Consider the following 16,573-nt stretch of genomic DNA (forward strand, 5'->3'; position numbering starts at 1 on the left):
GCGCCCGCGCCGGGAGACGGCGCGAGTCGCTCCGCTCCCCGCCAAGGAGCCGCTGCGCGGCTCGCAATGGGCGATTCCCGTTGCCGTCGATCGAGTCGCTTCGCTCCTCTGAGTATCAGAGATTAGGCTCTCACCAGTGCTTTTCATCGTCCTGTTCGATCCGGTCCCCCGCACCCCAACGAGGCTGGGGAGGCCGGAGGAGGTGTCCGACCCGCCGCACGCTCGCCTTTCCGCGCCGCTCCATGTCATACCCACAGCATCCACCCACCCCCACGCAACCCAAACAGTCGAAAATCGATGAATCTCCAAAACTGTTTATTCACACCACATTACGGACCTTACAAGCTGACATTTGTGCATAAATTACGTAAACTCTTATTTTTCAAGTGATTTACCAAAGACGTTGTAAATCAAGCACTTTCAAAAAAAAACCAAAACCGGGCGAAACGGACATCTCCGCGCTCGGCGACACCCCGGCGCCGGCACACGCTCGAACAGGTCGCCAGGCGCCCCCCACATCACAAACCGGGGACATGCCATCACCAGGTCACAGCACCATTACGGCCCCACACAGCACACGGTCCGCACCCCGGGGTTCGGGTGCGGACCGTGTCAGACCAAGCCGATCCCCAGAGCTTCGCCGGCGGTTCAGTCGGGGGTGAAGAACAGCTCCATCGACACGAAGAACCACGCCACCAACGCCGCCATCGGGAGAAACGCGCCCACCAATGGGAGGGCGAACTGGCGGACGGGCCGCCACGGAATCGTCATCAACCCGCACGCCACCACCACAACCGCTGGTCCCGCCCAGCTCACCCAATACCCCGCCGACGGCGGCTCCGACCCGAACGAAGTGAACGAGCCGTGCGGATACACCCGCGGCTGCGGGACATTGCCGTAGTGCTGCCACAGCATCACCACCGGCAGATAGCAGAAGAACCCCAACAGCAGACCCGCGATGACTCCCAGCGAAATCCTTGCCCCCGCCGATGTCATCTCGTCCACACCACCCATCATCGGCCTCACCCACCATAGATCACCCCAGGACGTGTCATCTTCCCAGGTCAGAGCGCTCACCGAGGCCGCGGCTCTTGCCATCCATCCACGCGATCACATCGAACACCCGCAGTGCCGAGATCACCGAGGGAAGGCCGGCCTCCCGCGGAGCGACAGCACCCGGCGATGCAACGCCCCGCCGTCGGCCCGGAGGCCTCCCGGACCGGGTTCAGATGTGGTCGTTCGGTGCCCAACACCTCACTGACCACCGAATCCCAGATCGGATACAGCCGGGGACTTTTGCGGGCGACCAGCTTCGTCGCCTTCATCCTGGCCGATACCCGGCAGCGCCCACAGGGCCCTTTCCAGGTCCCAGGCGGGCCACCCCAGGGCGAGCGGGTCCGGTTCGTCGACCAGGTTCCGATCCGGCCCTATATCGCCGTCAGAAGAGCGTTCAGCGCATCAGCCTCGGTGTGCAGGATCGCCCGCGCCGACGTAGGCATCTTCGCCCGGGTACGGGCGGTCGTAGTACCGGTTCAGCGCCTACGCCGCCTCTGCAGCTCCTCTAGTTCGTCCAGTGACATCGGGACCCTACGGCCAAGCAATTTGGCGATCACTGGATCGGGTGCTTCGCCTGTAATGTTTGCGCACTCTGCTATGGGGGCGATCTGATCGCTCGTCATCTCGAACCAATTGTCGGCATCGTCGGGTGTGTGGGCAGGATGCGCTGCGTACGGCAGCCCGCCGACCAGCGTTGGCAACCCGACCTCCTCACCTGCACGAATCGACAACCAGGAGCTCACGTCCGCCCATCCATCGGCATCGAGCATCGTTGGACCTTCGTAAACCAGCTCCCACGCCAACGGCGGAAAATACACGGAAGCAACCGAGTTCACACCCAGCGCTTCGTCGGTCGTCGTTCTCCGCCGCGACTTCGGCCCCATCACGAACAATCCGGAGAACGGGCCAGCTACACGAGCGGTCTTTCCTCTTGCCAGGGCGAGCCGCAGTCGCAGATCGTCGGGAAGTCGCGGAGTCGTTCCCCGGTCCAAGAGCTGAGCCGGCAGATCGGGCCATTTGTCCACGATCAGCGGAGTTACTCCGCACATCCCGAGCAGGATCGACCGGGCAATGTCGCCAGGTCTGATGACGACATCCGGAAGTACTGCCTCGCGTGGAAGATTCAGAGTCCAGGACTGTGCCCACATCGGCTTCAGCGCATCGCTGAGGACCCTGTACTCGGGATCGAACACCCCGGCGCCACGATTACACGTTTCGCAGAGCCCGAAGAAGTGAATCCCTCCGAGAGCCGGTCGACCCAACTCAATGCGATCGTTCTTCTCGATCAATGCTGTCCGTGTCACCAGCATCTCATTGCCGGCGCACTGGGGAGGCACATGAGCCCGGGTCATCGGCTTCCGCTCACCACACCCACCACAAATATGCTTCCCGCGGGCGCGGTGAAGACCAATCGGCTGGCTGTTCCGTTTGACCATGTCAGTGGAGCCGCGGCTTGAGCGACCACGCGTTGCCGACTTGGTGCACCTGCTGCGCTGTCAGGAGGTACCTTCCGCCGTGGCCCTGACGACGGATCACGTCGTCCCAAATCGGCTTGAACACCGCAAGCATCCGCTCGTACGCAGGTAGGTTCCGCGCATGTGAATGACCTTCGTTCCCGATCTCGGCTAACCTGCCCTTAATCTCCGTCCACCGACCTGTGCGCACCAGGTATCGCAGATATCCGAGCATCGGGCCCTCAACCGGATCGCTGAGGTCGAAGCCACTGAACTTCGCCCACCTGGCGCGATCGCCGAGCGCGGCGACCTCCTCCGTGGTGAGGTTCGCGATGCTGGCGTCGAGTACCCGGAACATATCGAGGAGATCCCACACGAGCTGGCAATGGTTGAGGTCCAGCTCCGGCTCGACATACCCGAAGACCCTCTGATACTCGCCGGCGTAACCCTCCCGTAGCGCTTCCGCCAGGAGGAGGTGCTCGGCCTTCTCCTCCTCGTCGGCCGTCAGCGCGGCGAGTATCTCCCTTTGCTGCGCGAGCAGCAGGCGATCCGACGGTGCGAGGGAACTCGGGGCGTCGGGGTCCTTCAACTGTGAGTTCCGACCGAGGACCTGATCGATGGTGGCCCGCAAGAGATCACTGACATTCCGGTCCTTCGCCTTGGCCAGAGACTCGAGTTCGGCACGCGTCTTCTCGTCGACGCGGATGGTTATAGATGCCATCAGGTATTCCTTCCTGCTGTTGTAGGCATGTCTTACCGTCTTACAGGTAGAATACAGGATTACACTACCGTTGTCGCGCCACGCGAGCGCGATTAGTTTCCGTGCAGCCTGCCCTGGGGACCTTTTAATCCGCCGAGCTCCGCGCAAGAAGAGACGAGACCTTCGGCCAACCGGGACGAAGGCTTGACCTCGAGAGCGAGACGAGATGAGCGAGATCGATGACGACACGCGATCGAAGCGGACGCAACGGCGGAACCCATCGAAGAAGCTGGCCAGGGTCATCACGCGAGCATCAGTTCGAATGCTTGCGGTGAAGCTCTTGTGGAAGCTTGCGCAGGCTACCTATCACGAAGTTGCGGAGGTGTTGCGGGAGCTGTTCGCCGACATCATGAGTAGTTGACCGATCAGGCGCATGGGCGTTGTCGTTACGACTGCCGCAGCACGCAAGTAACGCCGATACGGGGGCAGGCAGCGCCCACCCCCGCGCCTCATTAGAAGCACGCCCGCGAAGATCACGATCTTCGCACCCACCAACCCAGGATCACCTCGCCGGCGGACAACAGGTCCTGCCCAAGCCCTCACCTCGGTGCCATGCGAAGCGGCCCGCACCCTAGAACGGGTGCGGGCCGCTTCATACGACGGCAGTAGGGACGGGCGGGGCTGCGGTTCAGTAGAAGCGAGCTCGAACAGTCTCACTGTCCTTATCGTCTTGAATCCAGATCGAACCGCCATCGTTCTGAGCTGAGAGAACCATGTCATACAGCTGCAGCGCCTTGTTAATGACCTCGGTCTTGGTACTTCCGGTGATATCTGCTGCGTGCTCGAGAGCATCTGCTGAGGGCCGAGCGAGGTTTACGGTGACCCGTTCGGCAACTCGCGTTGCCGTTCCAGACGGCTTACTGCCGCGTGCTACGGAATCAATGCGTGGCATTTCGGACTTCCGTTTCCGTGATCGTGGATCGTTTGTCAATCGTTGTCGTTTGTCAGTCGTTGTCGGTGATCGTTTTGCCGGGGCGGTCGCACTCTGATTTGAGCGTCCATCGAACAGTCAGCGTAACCCCTGAACTGCATCAAGGCAATCCCTTAGCTGGCAATTAGTACACTTTTGCCATCCTATTGAATGGATAATGACAGTCTACCGACTGAACATCTTACGTCGAGCATATGCTTGATAGCTGGATTATGTATGTATGCAGTAGGTAGAATTCGCCTCTAGCAGCTAAGATGATGAGTTGTACTCACAGGATGCCCTCCGGCTCGGCGGGCGCGAGCGGAAGGTCGGGCATGACGGAGAACGATGACGATCCGATCCATTTAGATCTAAGTGACGAACCTCTCGGTGACTGCATCCTCATCCGAGATGATTCGCCTCAGGAAGATGACAGCGTGATTCAGTCACTCCTCGACTGGGTGCAGAGGTTGAACCCGCGTCCAAAACCACCGCCATCGCAGAAAGAACGCGCGTGACCGAGCATCCGACAAGCCGCCCCCAGGACCCCGACGCCGGGGTCATCCCGCAGCCGCCATCGCCCGCCCCGATCGCTTCACGGTCGCCGCACCCACACGAGCAGGTGTCGGAGGAGACGGAGGACCTAACGGCAGAGCCGGTGGAACTGGAACAGATGATCCTGCGGCGCGAGGAGATGAATGTCAGCGGCGAGGCTCCCGGTTTCAAGTTCGCGGTTGCTACGAACCATCTCCACGCACTCGCAGCCCTCGTGTACGCCATGCTGATAGGCACAAGCCTTGGCGCAGCCGCATTCGCGCAGTGGCTCTTTGGAATCTATGGATTGCACGCGGCGCTCGCCCTTCCACTCGACCTAGTGACAGCCCTGACAGTGGGGTGGCTCGGCAAGACGTGGGTCGATGACTTTACGAAGTAGACAGACACGACAGCGTGGATAGGCGAGCAATCCCGGCAGAGCGGCCTGACCTGGTCTCGGGCAGGTGTGGGTCTCCGGCCGGTTATCGCCCCAGATCGGCGCTATCTCCAAGACCACGATTCTTTCCGTCCATCCACGCAATCACATCGAATACCCGCAGCACAGAAACCTCCACCGGCAAGTCGGCCTCCTCTCGGAGCGACAGCAACCGGCGGTGCAGCGCCCCGTCGTCGGCGCGGAGCGCCTCCCGGACCGGATTCAGATGCGCTCGTGTGGTGCCCAAGACCTCACTGACCACCGAGTCCCAGATCGGATACAGCCGGGGGCGTTTGCGGGCAATCAGCTTCGTCGCCTTCGTCCGGCCGATCCCCGGCAACTCCCACAGGGCTGTTTCCAGGTCCCAGGCGGGCCACCCCGGGGCCAGAAGGTCCGATTCGTCGACCAGGTCCCGATCCGGGCCTATCGCCGCCAGATGGGCGTTCAGCGTCTCCGCCTCGGTGTCCAGAATCGCCCGCGCCGCCCTCGGGGGAATCTGCACCGACAGGAACGACACCGCGACCAAATCGTCTGCGGTGAACCGGTCCGCCTCTCCCTCCCGATCCCCTGTGCTCGACCAGGAATCGAAGTGCGCGCCGACATAGGCGTCGTCGCCCAGGTACGGGTGACCGTAGTACCGGGTCAGCGCCAAGGTCGCCGCGGCATCGGAATCCGTCGCCAGGCTCGTCGGTAACCGGAACGTGGTCGGCGCCCGTTCGGGCGTTCCGGCTGAGGCGGGCATGTTCATCGCTGGTCCAGGTCTACGGTGCGCTGAGGATGATCGGCCGCGGTCAACGCTCGGTAGTTGTCGTTCGACCACTGAATCTCGCGGCGCCGCACCCGGTCGTACTTACGTAGCTGAGTGGCCGTCGTCGTCTCCACCAGCGCACCGTCCTTGACGAACCCGACCGCCGACCACTCCGCGTTCATCTCACGCGCCACGAACCGGGCCGCGCGACCGGCCGACGGCAACCGCGACGACGTGTTCAACACCGTCTCCAGGGTTGCCGCGGACGCATCCGGCAGCGAATCGGGACTGGCGTAATGCTGACAACTGCGCCACACAGCAAACATCGAAGCTCCTCGAGGTGGTGCGGAAATGCCGTCCCACCAAGTATCTCGGCGATCCGCAGATGCGACGAATATAGAACGAATCCCCAGGTCGTGACGGATCAGCTTGCGGGACATTTGACTAACTCAGGCACACTCTCTCGCCCCCAGGACGTTAGGCCGGCGGACCGCGTAAATCTCTACGCCGTGGCTACGCGAACCCGGTGCCTTCAGGCCGCACCACTTTCGGGCAGTAGCGTGCGGGCCTTCTCTGCCAGATCTGGCAGACCTAGCGCGTCGAGCCAGTCACCGTAGGTCCGTGCCGGAGCGGCCACCGCCATGTCCTCGTCGATCAGCACCACCGGGCTGGTGGAGTACGCGACCCGGGCTACGAACCGGGCGATCTCCTCGGGGGTCAAGATCTTCCCGAGCGGCGGACGTGTGGTTGCTGGATTCTCGGTCATTACATCTCCCTCTGACAGAGCTGCCTCACCGCTGGGAGCGTAGTCCTTAATGGTGAGGGTGTGCTTGTCAGCGATCTCCACAGAAACCGACTCTTCGCCCATAGTCTGGAAACGACATCCGCGCAGACACTCGATCCCACGTAGATGGACGTGTCGAGCACCGGGGATACCGGATATCGAGGAGCGAGACATGCCATTAGCACCGTTCGACCCCATCACGGCGATCTACACGCCAGCTCACGCCTGGATGTACGAAACCATCGTGGCACCGGCCGTCTACCGCTCGCGCCACGTGATCGACGAGTACTTCCTTCCGCATCTACCGCCGAATGCCCGCATTCTCGACGTCGGATCCGGTGGGGCGCTGTTCACGCAGTACATCGCCGACCAGCGCCCCGACGTGCACATTCTTGGTCTCGATCTGTCGCAAGCCCAGATCGAGCGCGCCACCAAACGCATGCGCAACTACGGCTCCCGGGTCCGGTTCGACATAGGCGACGCCACGCAACTCGACTTCGCCGACCAAACATTCGACGGCGTCATCAGCTATGGCTCCATCAAACACTGGTCATCACGCGAGGCCGGGCTCGCCGAATGTATACGCGTCCTCAAACCGGGTGGCCCGCTGCTGATCACCGATGCGGACCGCAGCACGAGTTTCGAGGACGCCCAAAGGTTCATCGAGGACTACAAGATGCCGCGCTTTCTCGGCAGCATCAACCTCGCCATCTTCCACACCTGGATCGCCGGCCGCTCCATCAGCCTTGACGAGGCCCGTGACCTCGCGAGCCGACTCGACCTCGTCGACGAGCACGTATCCCGCATCACCGATATGCCACTCGTCATGATTTCCGGGCGCCAGCCGTCCTGAAAGTACAGACCATACGTAACTTCGCTTATTCTTGCGCGGAATTCGCTTCTCGTGCGCTGCGCGAGCGGGCATCAACCATCGACAGCAGGTAGGCGCGTACCTCGGGCGGACACAACGCCTCGGGGATGCACGCCGCACGTCCCATGCCGCCACGAACGTAGAGATACACCAACCCATGGTCGACCTCGATCTTGGCGATCGAGCCGTGCCCGATGACTATCTGGGCGACAGGGTCTTCCAAGAGCATTCCGAAGGAGTTGATGCCGCTGGCCCACCGCGCTCCCGGCCCCACCATTGTCCGTTGCGCACGCAAGACCACAACGAATACAGCCAGTGGCAACGCGATAACAATCCCCGCAAAGAATCCGGTCAGTTCAGCTTCACCACCCCACAGGGCCACCGCCATGGCCACCACCATCACGGCGAAAAAGACGATAATTCTCGGGCGACGGAGAAATCGCCACAGGGCGAGCCGGGAGAACCGGCTCACGTCTCCGCGTTGGGCGGTCCAGGTGTACTGCACTGCGGGCACCATCCGCGCCGGCGGCCGGGCCTCTGGGATGCGCGGCCAGCCGACGCCCGGATCGCGGAGTTGGCGGGGTGTGCCCACCGGAACGGCAATGCCCTCCCCCACATAAAGGCCCTCTCGCACAGCGCGGGGATCATCAGCGAGGGCGTCACCATTCGGTGAGGCCCCGCCGCCGGCAGCATTGTCGGGGTGTTCAGCGGGCATGGAGATCTCCATCCATCTGGGGTAGGAAGTGCAAATTTCTGGAATCAGCAGCAATGCTCGGTATTTCGAGGCCGAGACGGGGTCAGGAACCACGCCACCCTGTCTCCACCCTTCGGCCGAAACACCTCACGCCGACTTCCGCTTCCTGGCGGTTGCGGTGGCCGGCGTCTTCCCCGCGGTGGCCGCACGCTTCGTCACTGTCTCGCCCCCTCCACGCTTCGCCGCTTTCTCGCCGCCACCGGAGGCCGCGGTTTTGACCCGCTTCGCCCGCGCGGTGGTCGTGCTCTTCGCGGCCGCCTGCGGGACGTGGGCTTCGCGGATCGCCCAGGTACTGCCGATCTTGATTGCGGGCAGCTCGTGGGCGGCGATCAGCTGCTGGACACGCTGGCGGGTCATGCCGAGCCTGTGCGCTGTTTCCTGCACCGACAGCAACGCGGTCTCGCTCGTGCCGACTTCGCGGTCGTAGTCCTCGGTGGTCAGCACCCGCAGCGATCGCACCGTCCAGGTGTAGCTATGGAGCACCGCAAGTGCGGTGGTGGTGGCCTGCCGGAGCGATGTTGCGGGCAGCGTGAACACGATCTCGGTGTAGCCGAGGTCCGACCGGCCGACCGCGCCGCTGTACTCGGCGATCGGTTCGAGAGCCGATTCGGCACCCTCCGGCCCGAACGGCACGTCCAGTTCGGCGACGACGTTGTACGAATCTGTCATCGTTCTGCGCCTTTCTGTTCTGTGTGATGATCTGCGACGATGTGGTGTGGTTCGGGGTGTTACCTGCACCCCCGAACCACTTCACGTCAGCGGCGTGGTGGCCACGCGAAGCCCGCCCGCTTGAGGTGAGCTAAAGCATTCCTGAACGACCGGTAGTCGCTCGCCGAGCCGGAGAACGTCGTGATCAGGTCGTCGCCCTTGTAGACCATCGGGTGGCCGTTCTTGGCGTATCGGACCGTGAATCCGGCCTCCTCCAGCGCTTTGAGCACCTTCTTTGTGTCTTTATCCATCTGAGTATGTCACCCCCCTTGTCGTATGTAAAGCAAGAATAGCACTTTCATTTGTCAATTGACAAGTGGAAGTGCTATTCGGCGCGGCGGGGTTGCTATTCGGAGAGTCCGAGTCTGGCCGTCAGCGTTGGGATGTCAATTCCCTGCGTCGAGGCAGGCGCGCATGACCGCCGGGTCTTGCGTGCACTGCGTGCTGATGTCGGATTTGACGTATGTGGGTACGGGCTCGACGGGCGTCGATCGGACCGGGTTCGAGGGCTTAGGTCCGAAGTTCCAGAGGATGAGGATGGTGCCGGCCATCGCAGCGATCAGGGCCGCGATCCGGTATGGGGATACTCGGCGCGGAGTGCTGGTTGCGGTCTCTATCATGATTCCCCCTGGTATTCAGTAACCCTGCGGGTGAGCGTATCCGCTGGCGGTGACATCCCAGAGACGCCTCCGGGCGCGTACGGGACTGCCGAGGCGACTGCGCGCGAAAGCACCGCGCGACTTCGGTGTTGCATCAGGCGCCTCTCGCGACGGTGACGGGCAGCGTCTGCGGCGGGTACATCGCATGTGCGGCGGCGACGGCAGCAGCCGAGGCGCCGGATACCTTCTGGGCCGACCATGCTTCCGGAGTCCAGCCCGCCCCCGGTGTAGCGATGTCGTAGAGCACGGCGGGGACCTCGGCCCCGTCGACGAACACGCGCGCGTGGGTATGGCCGCGGCCGTCTCGGACGGTCACTACTTCGACGCTCATCTCATCCACCTCGCTCATCTGCTTCCCCCGGTCGCATATGGGCATGCCTTACTTAGGCCGCGGCCGCGGACAGGGGTGCGGTCAAGACGATGTCCTCCGCGTCCGCCTCGACGACACGTCCGCCGGTCAACTCGACAAGTACGTAGACCGTGCCGGCCGGTCCGGGGAAGAACTCTCGTACTGCAGCGACAGGATTTGCCGCATGGGAAGCATCGGTCAGGACGGCGGTGCGCGCGGTGGGGGTCATGGAGATTCCTTTCAGTGGTTCGGATCTCACCAATTATTACAACGCTGCGTTGTAATAATCAAGTGTTGCTCTCGGTGCTCCCTGTTTCGATCTATTACAACGAAGGGTTGTAAGATGCGGTCCATGGACAGCAAGCCCGAACCAGCCGCACCGGAACACGGTGCAGAGGAGGGCATTCGGGGTCTCCTGACAACCAAGCAGGTCCTCGAGCTGGTCGAGCAGAGATCCGGCCGCAGGATCGCGCCTGCGACGTTCCGGTCGTACGTCTCTCGCGGTCAAGCGCCAGCGGCGGCCGTGCGTATCGGTCGCGAACCTCTCTGGCAGCGAAGCGCCATCAATGCCTGGCTACGCGAGCGGCAGGGCACCAGTGGCCGCCCACGTTCGGAGTCCCGCCGAACGACAGTGAAGCGCAGAACCGACTGACGTATCGGCAACCCCTTCCCCGCCTACACAAGGGGCGGCAAGTGCTGACGACGAGCCTGGCGAGTTCGAGCGCGATCTCGGGGTGGACCTGCCGATCGGTCATCTTCTGATTCACACCGCCACCGGCCCGGCTCATCAGGATTGGGAGCACGAGATCACCGAACTTGCTGCAGTTCCACCCCGGGCGCGATGATTCGCGATCGATTCCGGGCGCAGGTGTCACACCGTCCACATCCGGCACCGGTGCCGTCGAGGTCTGGATCGTCGAGTTGGCGGCGAAGGAACTCCATGCGACAGCCCGCGGTGTGCTGGTAGTCGATGATGGCCTGTTGTTCGGCGTTCCGAGCGTCTTCCAGGCCATCGAAGCGGTCCTTGTCGTACGTCCACCGTTGCCCGGTGCCGACCCACCCCCCGCGCACCCGCCGCACTACGCCTTCTACTTCCAGAACGCGCAGGACCATCTCCGTCCTACGACGGTGAAGTTCGGTCTTCTCCGCCAGGGCCTTGATCGTGTGTGGCTTCTTCTTGTCGAGAGTGTCGAGCAACTGCCGGACCACCTCTTCTCGCGGGAATGCGAGGGACCCGAAGTAGTCCCAAATTTCCTGATCCTCCGGGCCGGGAAGCAGGATCACGTCCGCTCTTGCCATGGCGCGGCCGGCGCGGCCGATCTGCTGGTAGTACGCGATCGGAGACGCTGGTGAACCCACATGGATGACGAACCCCAGGTCGGGTTTGTCGAAGCCCATGCCCAACGCGGATGTCGCGACGAGTGCTTTCACTCTGTTGGCCAGTAGGTCCGCTTCGAGTGCTACACGGTCGCCGGCGTCGGTCCTTCCGGTGTAAACGGCCACGTTGTGGCCGCGGCCGGAGAGTGTGTCGGCGAGCTCTTGGGCTGCGGCAACGGTGAGCGTGTAGATGATGCCCGAGCCCTGCAGGTCATGGAGCCGATCGTTCAGCCAGAGGCCGCGGTCGGCGTCATCGTCGAGGTTGATCACCGACAGATGCAGTGAGGACCGATCCAAACCACCTCGTAGGACGATCGTGCCCTTGTTGCTGGCACGGGCTCCGACGCCCAGCTGTGCGGAAATGTCGGCGACCACCCGGTCGTTGGCCGTAGCGGTGGTCGCCAGGACTGGAATGCCGTCCGGAAGCTGGGTGAGGAGGGATCCGATGGCCCGGTACGAGGGACGGAAGTCGTGTCCCCAATCCGAGACACAGTGAGCCTCGTCGATGACGACCATGCCCGCGGTCGCAGCGAGGACGGGCAACACCTCCTCCTGGAAACGTGGATTAATCAGGCGCTCGGGGCTGATCAGCAGCACATCGATCCGATCGGCGGTGATATCGGCGCGAATGCTGTCCCACTCGTCGAAGTTGTCGGAGTTGATCGTTGCTGCACACACTCCCCCCCATTGCGCTGCTGCGACTTGGTTTCGCATCAACGCGAGCAACGGTGAGACGATCACCGTTGGGCCCCTATTGCGCGATCGCAGTAGTCTCGCGGCGACGAAGTACACGGCAGACTTTCCCCACCCTGTTCGTTGCACCACAAGAGCGCGCTTGCTGTGTACGACGAGCGCTTCGATAGCCGTCCATTGTTCTTCACGCAGCGCCGCATCCGGCCCTGCGATCTCGCGCAGCATCTCTTCCGCATGCCCACGAAGACTCTCTGTGTCGCTCATGAAATGTCCTGTTCCGGTGACGTTTTCTGTGGTCATTGGTCTATTGGGTGCAGTCGACGTGCACGGACAGGTAGATCCGGCCGGTCCCGTAGGGAGAGTTCCAATCTTGGGGTGCGGCTGCGGTCGCGGCGATGTCGAGTTGGTCGAGTTGTGACCAGTCGACCGCCGTGAGGCTGTCGAGGTACTGGTTCGTTGTGTCGATGTCCCCGGACAGGTTCTGGTCGGTGTTGGTGACGGTGAGTACCTGTGACGGGTTCGAGGCCTTGATGTTCCACCCGTGCGGGGCGTTGATCTCGACGACCAGGTCCTCGCCGGTGCCGAAGCATGTGGCGGTGACGTCCTCGGGCTTGGGGGTGGTGATTTCGGTGTCGGAGTGCTTTTCTCCCCATCCGATGATGATGCTGCCGAGGTCGTCGCTCGAGTCGGTGACCACGGTGCCGCTCTGCGAGGCGGACACGGCGGTTGCGTCCCTACTGTCGTCGCTGCCGCACGCGGTGAGCGCGGTCAGCGCGCCTACCGCCACCACAGCTGTCGCGGTTGCTGATCTGCGGATGTGGTGCACGCTCATCGGTGGTCCTTTCGATGTGAAGGCGGCCGGCTGATGTCGCCGGCCGCCTTCGCTGTCTGCGAAACGGTTTAGGTGATGACGTCGACGAACCAACGGCCGTCGACCTGTTTGGTGGTGATGGTTTGGGTGAACTGCGTGGCCGGTTGTCCTGGTCGCATTTCGGACAGGACCACGGAGTAGTGGCTTTCAGCGATGGGAATTGTCCGTAGGCAGTAGTTGGTGCCGACCGGCACGGTGTCGATGCCGGCTTGGATTTTCTCCGCCGCCGGCAGTGGTGAATCGGGTGCAGCGAGGGCGCGCGCTGCTAGTCCGGACCGAGCTACGTAGTAGGCGTGCTCGAAGGCCGCGATCACCCCCGCCCCGCTCTTCTGGTCTCCACGGTCGCTGCGGCACTGGTCTCCGACGTCAGTTCCGGCTGTGGGGCTCTCTGCGGGCTCCGGAGCCTCCGTGAGGGTAGGTACAACCGTTTCGTCGAGTGCGGCGGTCGGTGGGGCAGCTGGCGTGGTCGTTGTGGACTCGTTGGGTTGCAGCACGCCCCAACCAACGACGGCGATCGCGGTCGCTGCGATGGCGGCCGCGACGGTGCTCTTCCTTCCGATGCGGACATGCATGGTGCGGGCCGGTTTCGTGGAGGTCAGGCGCTCGGATGCGCTGCGGTTTCCGCGCCTGCCGGGTGCTTGGGTATCCGGGCTGCCCGGTGTGAAGGTGGTGGTGGGCGCGGCTCCGAGGGTGTCGATCACTGCCGGATGCCGGGTCGACTTACGCGATGTGGTGCTCGGCCGGTTCACAGCCACCACCACCCCTTTCTGGTCAGTCGGTCGTCTTGACGGTGACGGGGCCCTGCCTGCAGAGGCGTCGATCCTCGATTTCCAGGCAAGGCCCCACCGGTGTGTTCTCTTAGGCTGCGGCGTTCTCGACGGTCGTGAGCAGCGCATTGATTTCGGTCGGCATTGCGGTGCGTAGATCGGCACCGGCCTGAAGCAGCTGGTTGCCGCCGGGCTGTTCGGCCACCCAGGTAGCTGCCTGCTCCCCGGCGTCCTGGACCTGCTCGATCACCGGTGCAGCGGCGGGAGCTGTCTCTGTTGCCCATGAGGTGGCTTGTTCGATAGCCGCGCCGCCGGTGGAGTTGGCGGTGGTGGTGTCCGCGAATTGTGCGGCGGCCGGGGTGTTCTGCTCGACGAACTCGGCGGCCGGGTGGAGGTCGATGATCGGTGCCGGCTCGGGAGCCGGTGTCGGAGCGGCCTCGAAGGCATGCGCTTCGGGTGCCGGGGCCGGTGCCTCACCCATGTTCTCGCCGGCCCCGTATGCGGCACCGATAACACCACCGATGGCGCCTCCTACGCCAGCACCTGCGACGGCTGCAGGGAGTCCGACGGCCGCGGCGCCTGCGGCGGCGCCGATTCCGGCTCCAGCGACACCACCGGCAACGGCTCCGGGGACTGCACCGACGATCGGCACGGTGATTGCACCGACCGGTCCCATGACCGCGGCACCGGCGACTCCACCGATCACGGCCCCGCCTGCTGCGCCGAGGACAGCGGCGGGAACACCGGCGACCAGCGCACCGGTGCTCGCTCCAATGACAACGCCAGCAGTGGTTCCGGCTGCGATCCGATCCGAGCGGGTCGTCTCGATTCCGAGGGAGTTGAAGAACGTCGCGCCCTGCGCCTCGAGGACGGCCGACGTGTTGTTGATCTTGTCGGCCTCTTCGCGTGGGAGCCAGTCAGGGCGAGGACCACTGATCGCACCGAAGCGGTAGGTGTCGGGAGCCGCCTGGATGGGTGCGACGGGCTGCCCCGGGACGGTTTCGGGTTCGGGCGCCCGGTAGGCCTCCGGGATCGGCTGCGCCTGCTCGTTGTACTCGGGAACGTTGTAACTGGGCTGGCTGTAGGCCGGTTCGTTGTACGTCGGAACCGATCGCGTCGGCACGTTCTGGTACTCGACCGGCGGCGTGTACCCGCCGATGTAGTCCCAGTCCGCGGTTGTTCCGCCGTTGTCCGCTTCCTGCACCGGAGCAGCGGGTTCCGGCGTAGGGGTGTTCACCCCAGCCTGGCCACCCTCGTTGGTGACCCCTGCCTGTCCGCCGTTGTCAGTGACCCCGGCCTGTCCGGGCGCGGCGGCCGCGGAGGGTGCCAGAACGATCCCGGCGGCGATGCAGGCTGCCACGACCGCTGCGGTGGCGCCGATCGGTGCAGCTTGCTTTCGGTGGCGGCCAACCTGTCTGCGGGCAGTACGGGAAGCGAGAGTGCTCATGTCGGGTGTGCCTTTCGTGGGGTGGATCAGGATGGAGCGGAAGAGATGGACCAGGTAGTCGGTCAGCGCGGCGCAGCCATCAACTCGACGACAGCTGCGGCGATCACGGTCAATGACTGTGTAGTGGTGGCACGAAGTTGGGCCGGGAAAATGCGCTCGCCGGTGGCGAACAACGGCTCGAACGGCATCCTCAGCACCTGCCGCACGCCGAGTTCGAGGAACGCGTCGACGGCCGCCTTCTCCACCATCGGGGCGTCACCGGGTCCCTCGGTGATCACGACGATGGTGCGGCTGAGGAGCTCATTTCGACTGGCGGCCAGGTCGAGCAGCATCTCCTCGGCCGGCTCAGCAGCGTCGTAGCGCAACGGAACAGGGACCACGAGCACGTCCGCCGCTGACACTGCCCACCGCCAACTTCCGGCGAGGGCACTGTTGCCGGTATCTGCGACGAGGATGTCGCGGTGTTGAGCGAGGATCGCAGCCAATCGCTCTGCGTCGTCATAGCTCAGGGCCGCGTCGGCTGCCCGGCGACCGGGAACGATGTCTTCGCCGGAGGGCTGGCGAGTGAGGTACCTCGACAACGCCGACGGTCGGATCGTGGCCTCAGGGTCGGTATGTGCTTCGAGCAGGCCGACAACGTCGCGGCCCCCTGCGGGAGGAACACCCACCCGATTGGCAAGGCTGCCACCGACCTCGGAGAGGTCGGCGCATGCGATCGTGCTCCCGCCGCGCAGAGCGGCCAAGACCTGTGACAGCGCCACCGCGAGCGGGGTCTTGCCGACGCCCCCTTTCGTATTGGCCACGGTCACGACCGAGAAGTCAGGGATCGCACTGGTGATCGTCGCTTCGGACATCCGCAGGCGCATCTCAGCCGAGTCCGCCTTGGGGTTGAGACTGAGACCAAGGACCGCGTTGAGCCGCCCCCGAAGCCCCAAGCGTGCGGGAGCGCCCGCACCGGGATTGACCTCGGGAGCGGCCAGCGCCGAGACGGGTCCTCGCGGCGCACCGACCGCGGCACCGCGAGCACCACGGCCGCCGTCGGACGTACGGCGAGGGCGATGCCCGATCGGCTCGACAGACACGCTTACCGGTTCGGCGAGAACGTCCTCGTTCACCTCCGGCACCGGGCGCGGTACCGGCGCCACAGTTTCGATGGGCCCGGTCGGTGCCGCACGGGAGGCTGAACCGTCCGGGGAGACGATGATCTGCTTGGACACACCCGACTGCTGCACCGCGACCTCGACCGGGCTGCCGGCCTTGACCGCCCGCTCCTGGCTGTACTGGTGAATGCTGGTGTGGATCGTCTTGCCCTCCGACGCCACCAACTGCTCACCCGTCTCGGCGACGCGGGCCGTGGTGTCCGAGATGATCTCGACAGTGAATGTGTCCATCAGT

Annotated in this window: 21 protein-coding genes and 1 pseudogene; 4 read left to right on the forward strand and 18 right to left on the reverse strand. The window is 63.8% G+C overall.

The genetic code is table 11. The features are described 5' to 3' along the window. Positions 1-648: 648 nt before the first annotated feature. The 4 genes from JQT59_RS35605 to JQT59_RS35615 form a co-directional block, all read right to left on the reverse strand. Entirely contained in the window at positions 649-1,098 is a 450-nt protein-coding gene (locus tag JQT59_RS35605; RefSeq protein ID WP_249354699.1) for a hypothetical protein, read from the reverse strand. After that, entirely contained in the window at positions 1,074-1,325 is a 252-nt protein-coding gene (locus JQT59_RS38110; protein ID WP_349307042.1) for a DUF6308 family protein, read from the reverse strand. Before JQT59_RS38110 ends, JQT59_RS35605 begins: the two co-directional genes overlap by 25 nt. Before the next feature lie 207 nt (positions 1,326-1,532). Continuing rightward, on the reverse strand, positions 1,533-2,360 hold the full coding sequence (locus JQT59_RS35610; protein WP_213578439.1) for a hypothetical protein: 828 nt from the start codon (positions 2,358-2,360) through the stop codon (positions 1,533-1,535). Positions 2,361-2,493: 133 nt separating this feature from the next. Further along, positions 2,494-3,231 (reverse strand): YfbU family protein, encoded by a 738-nt coding sequence (locus JQT59_RS35615; RefSeq protein WP_213578593.1) that lies wholly within the window; start codon positions 3,229-3,231, stop codon positions 2,494-2,496. Between the two features lie 205 nt (positions 3,232-3,436). Here JQT59_RS35615 and JQT59_RS35620 point away from each other — a divergent pair, with 205 nt between their 5' ends. Both JQT59_RS35620 and JQT59_RS35625 read left to right on the forward strand, forming a co-directional pair. Next, the gene (locus JQT59_RS35620) at positions 3,437-3,631 is read left to right on the forward strand and encodes a hypothetical protein (protein WP_213578441.1); all 195 of its coding nucleotides are present in this window, start codon (positions 3,437-3,439) and stop codon (positions 3,629-3,631) included. A 1,063-nt stretch (positions 3,632-4,694) separates the two neighbouring features. Then, a complete protein-coding gene (locus tag JQT59_RS35625) occupies positions 4,695-5,114 on the forward strand; it encodes a hypothetical protein (RefSeq protein ID WP_213578442.1) in 420 nt (139 codons plus the stop codon). An 82-nt stretch (positions 5,115-5,196) separates the two neighbouring features. Here the strand turns inward: JQT59_RS35625 and JQT59_RS35630 are convergent, their stop codons facing one another. The 3 genes from JQT59_RS35630 to JQT59_RS35640 all read right to left on the reverse strand — a co-directional run bounded on the left by JQT59_RS35630 (position 5,197) and on the right by JQT59_RS35640 (position 6,664). Next, positions 5,197-5,898, reverse strand: a complete 702-nt coding sequence (locus JQT59_RS35630; protein ID WP_249354700.1) for a DUF6308 family protein — start codon at positions 5,896-5,898, stop codon at positions 5,197-5,199. Beyond that, on the reverse strand, positions 5,895-6,224 hold the full coding sequence (locus JQT59_RS35635; RefSeq protein WP_213578443.1) for a hypothetical protein: 330 nt from the start codon (positions 6,222-6,224) through the stop codon (positions 5,895-5,897). The genes JQT59_RS35630 and JQT59_RS35635 overlap by 4 nt, the downstream gene beginning before the upstream one ends. Positions 6,225-6,430: 206 nt before the next feature. Further along, complete coding sequence (locus tag JQT59_RS35640) at positions 6,431-6,664, reverse strand: hypothetical protein (protein WP_213578444.1); 234 nt, start codon at positions 6,662-6,664, stop codon at positions 6,431-6,433. A gap of 190 nt (positions 6,665-6,854) precedes the next feature. Here JQT59_RS35640 and JQT59_RS35645 point away from each other — a divergent pair, with 190 nt between their 5' ends. Beyond that, the gene (locus JQT59_RS35645) at positions 6,855-7,535 is read left to right on the forward strand and encodes a class I SAM-dependent methyltransferase (protein ID WP_213578445.1); all 681 of its coding nucleotides are present in this window, start codon (positions 6,855-6,857) and stop codon (positions 7,533-7,535) included. Positions 7,536-7,560: 25 nt separating this feature from the next. Here the strand turns inward: JQT59_RS35645 and JQT59_RS35650 are convergent, their stop codons facing one another. The 6 genes from JQT59_RS35650 to JQT59_RS35675 form a co-directional block, all read right to left on the reverse strand. Then, a complete protein-coding gene (locus JQT59_RS35650) occupies positions 7,561-8,268 on the reverse strand; it encodes a hypothetical protein (RefSeq protein ID WP_213578447.1) in 708 nt (235 codons plus the stop codon). Positions 8,269-8,394: 126 nt separating this feature from the next. Continuing rightward, positions 8,395-8,976, reverse strand: a complete 582-nt coding sequence (locus JQT59_RS35655; RefSeq protein ID WP_213578449.1) for a helix-turn-helix domain-containing protein — start codon at positions 8,974-8,976, stop codon at positions 8,395-8,397. A gap of 86 nt (positions 8,977-9,062) precedes the next feature. After that, positions 9,063-9,266: a hypothetical protein gene (locus JQT59_RS35660; protein WP_213578451.1), complete on the reverse strand. Its 204-nt coding sequence runs from the start codon at positions 9,264-9,266 to the stop codon at positions 9,063-9,065. Positions 9,267-9,401: 135 nt separating this feature from the next. Next, positions 9,402-9,635 (reverse strand): hypothetical protein, encoded by a 234-nt coding sequence (locus tag JQT59_RS35665; RefSeq protein ID WP_213578453.1) that lies wholly within the window; start codon positions 9,633-9,635, stop codon positions 9,402-9,404. A 133-nt stretch (positions 9,636-9,768) separates the two neighbouring features. Further along, positions 9,769-10,005, reverse strand: coding sequence for a hypothetical protein (locus JQT59_RS35670; protein ID WP_213578455.1), 237 nt, complete (start codon positions 10,003-10,005; stop codon positions 9,769-9,771). Between the two features lie 52 nt (positions 10,006-10,057). Next, entirely contained in the window at positions 10,058-10,252 is a 195-nt protein-coding gene (locus tag JQT59_RS35675; RefSeq protein ID WP_213578457.1) for a hypothetical protein, read from the reverse strand. Between the two features lie 123 nt (positions 10,253-10,375). On the opposite strand from JQT59_RS35675, the gene JQT59_RS35680 reads away from it, so the two are divergent. Then, complete coding sequence (locus JQT59_RS35680; RefSeq protein ID WP_213578459.1) at positions 10,376-10,675, forward strand: helix-turn-helix transcriptional regulator; 300 nt, start codon at positions 10,376-10,378, stop codon at positions 10,673-10,675. 158 nt (positions 10,676-10,833) lie between these two features. On the opposite strand, the pseudogene JQT59_RS35685 reads toward JQT59_RS35680, so the two are convergent. From JQT59_RS35685 to JQT59_RS35705, 5 genes and pseudogenes are all read right to left on the reverse strand, one after another. Beyond that, positions 10,834-12,357: pseudogene (locus tag JQT59_RS35685) on the reverse strand (RecQ family ATP-dependent DNA helicase); the annotation flags it as partial. Positions 12,358-12,397: 40 nt separating this feature from the next. Next, positions 12,398-12,925, reverse strand: a complete 528-nt coding sequence (locus JQT59_RS35690; RefSeq protein ID WP_213578461.1) for a hypothetical protein — start codon at positions 12,923-12,925, stop codon at positions 12,398-12,400. A gap of 68 nt (positions 12,926-12,993) precedes the next feature. Further along, positions 12,994-13,719, reverse strand: a complete 726-nt coding sequence (locus JQT59_RS35695; protein ID WP_213578462.1) for a DUF8176 domain-containing protein — start codon at positions 13,717-13,719, stop codon at positions 12,994-12,996. Between the two features lie 103 nt (positions 13,720-13,822). Further along, a complete protein-coding gene (locus JQT59_RS35700) occupies positions 13,823-15,178 on the reverse strand; it encodes a hypothetical protein (protein WP_213578463.1) in 1,356 nt (451 codons plus the stop codon). A 62-nt stretch (positions 15,179-15,240) separates the two neighbouring features. Beyond that, positions 15,241-16,569 (reverse strand): CpaE/TadZ family protein, encoded by a 1,329-nt coding sequence (locus JQT59_RS35705; RefSeq protein WP_213578464.1) that lies wholly within the window; start codon positions 16,567-16,569, stop codon positions 15,241-15,243. Positions 16,570-16,573 lie beyond the last annotated feature (4 nt).

The sequence above is a fragment of the Rhodococcus sp. USK13 genome (genome assembly GCF_018343855.1).
Classification (GTDB): domain Bacteria; phylum Actinomycetota; class Actinomycetes; order Mycobacteriales; family Mycobacteriaceae; genus Rhodococcus_F; species Rhodococcus_F oxybenzonivorans.

Bases quoted from the DNA above. Each gene is read 5' to 3' on its own strand.
- JQT59_RS35700 (WP_213578463.1), bottom strand. From the start codon at position 15,178: ATGAGCACTCTCGCTTCCCGTACTGCCCGCAGACAGGTTGGCCGCCAC.
- JQT59_RS35660 (WP_213578451.1), bottom strand. From the start codon at position 9,266: ATGGATAAAGACACAAAGAAGGTGCTCAAAGCGCTGGAGGAGGCCGGA.
- JQT59_RS35675 (WP_213578457.1), bottom strand. From the start codon at position 10,252: ATGACCCCCACCGCGCGCACCGCCGTCCTGACCGATGCTTCCCATGCG.
- JQT59_RS35655 (WP_213578449.1), bottom strand. From the start codon at position 8,976: ATGACAGATTCGTACAACGTCGTCGCCGAACTGGACGTGCCGTTCGGG.
- JQT59_RS35620 (WP_213578441.1), top strand. From the start codon at position 3,437: ATGAGCGAGATCGATGACGACACGCGATCGAAGCGGACGCAACGGCGG.
- JQT59_RS35705 (WP_213578464.1), bottom strand. From the start codon at position 16,569: ATGGACACATTCACTGTCGAGATCATCTCGGACACCACGGCCCGCGTC.
- JQT59_RS35650 (WP_213578447.1), bottom strand. From the start codon at position 8,268: ATGCCCGCTGAACACCCCGACAATGCTGCCGGCGGCGGGGCCTCACCG.
- JQT59_RS35670 (WP_213578455.1), bottom strand. From the start codon at position 10,005: ATGAGCGTCGAAGTAGTGACCGTCCGAGACGGCCGCGGCCATACCCAC.
- JQT59_RS35665 (WP_213578453.1), bottom strand. From the start codon at position 9,635: ATGATAGAGACCGCAACCAGCACTCCGCGCCGAGTATCCCCATACCGG.
- JQT59_RS35645 (WP_213578445.1), top strand. From the start codon at position 6,855: ATGCCATTAGCACCGTTCGACCCCATCACGGCGATCTACACGCCAGCT.
- JQT59_RS35635 (WP_213578443.1), bottom strand. From the start codon at position 6,224: ATGTTTGCTGTGTGGCGCAGTTGTCAGCATTACGCCAGTCCCGATTCG.
- JQT59_RS38110 (WP_349307042.1), bottom strand. From the start codon at position 1,325: ATGAAGGCGACGAAGCTGGTCGCCCGCAAAAGTCCCCGGCTGTATCCG.
- JQT59_RS35690 (WP_213578461.1), bottom strand. From the start codon at position 12,925: ATGAGCGTGCACCACATCCGCAGATCAGCAACCGCGACAGCTGTGGTG.
- JQT59_RS35630 (WP_249354700.1), bottom strand. From the start codon at position 5,898: ATGAACATGCCCGCCTCAGCCGGAACGCCCGAACGGGCGCCGACCACG.
- JQT59_RS35605 (WP_249354699.1), bottom strand. From the start codon at position 1,098: ATGGCAAGAGCCGCGGCCTCGGTGAGCGCTCTGACCTGGGAAGATGAC.
- JQT59_RS35615 (WP_213578593.1), bottom strand. From the start codon at position 3,231: ATGGCATCTATAACCATCCGCGTCGACGAGAAGACGCGTGCCGAACTC.
- JQT59_RS35640 (WP_213578444.1), bottom strand. From the start codon at position 6,664: ATGACCGAGAATCCAGCAACCACACGTCCGCCGCTCGGGAAGATCTTG.
- JQT59_RS35680 (WP_213578459.1), top strand. From the start codon at position 10,376: ATGGACAGCAAGCCCGAACCAGCCGCACCGGAACACGGTGCAGAGGAG.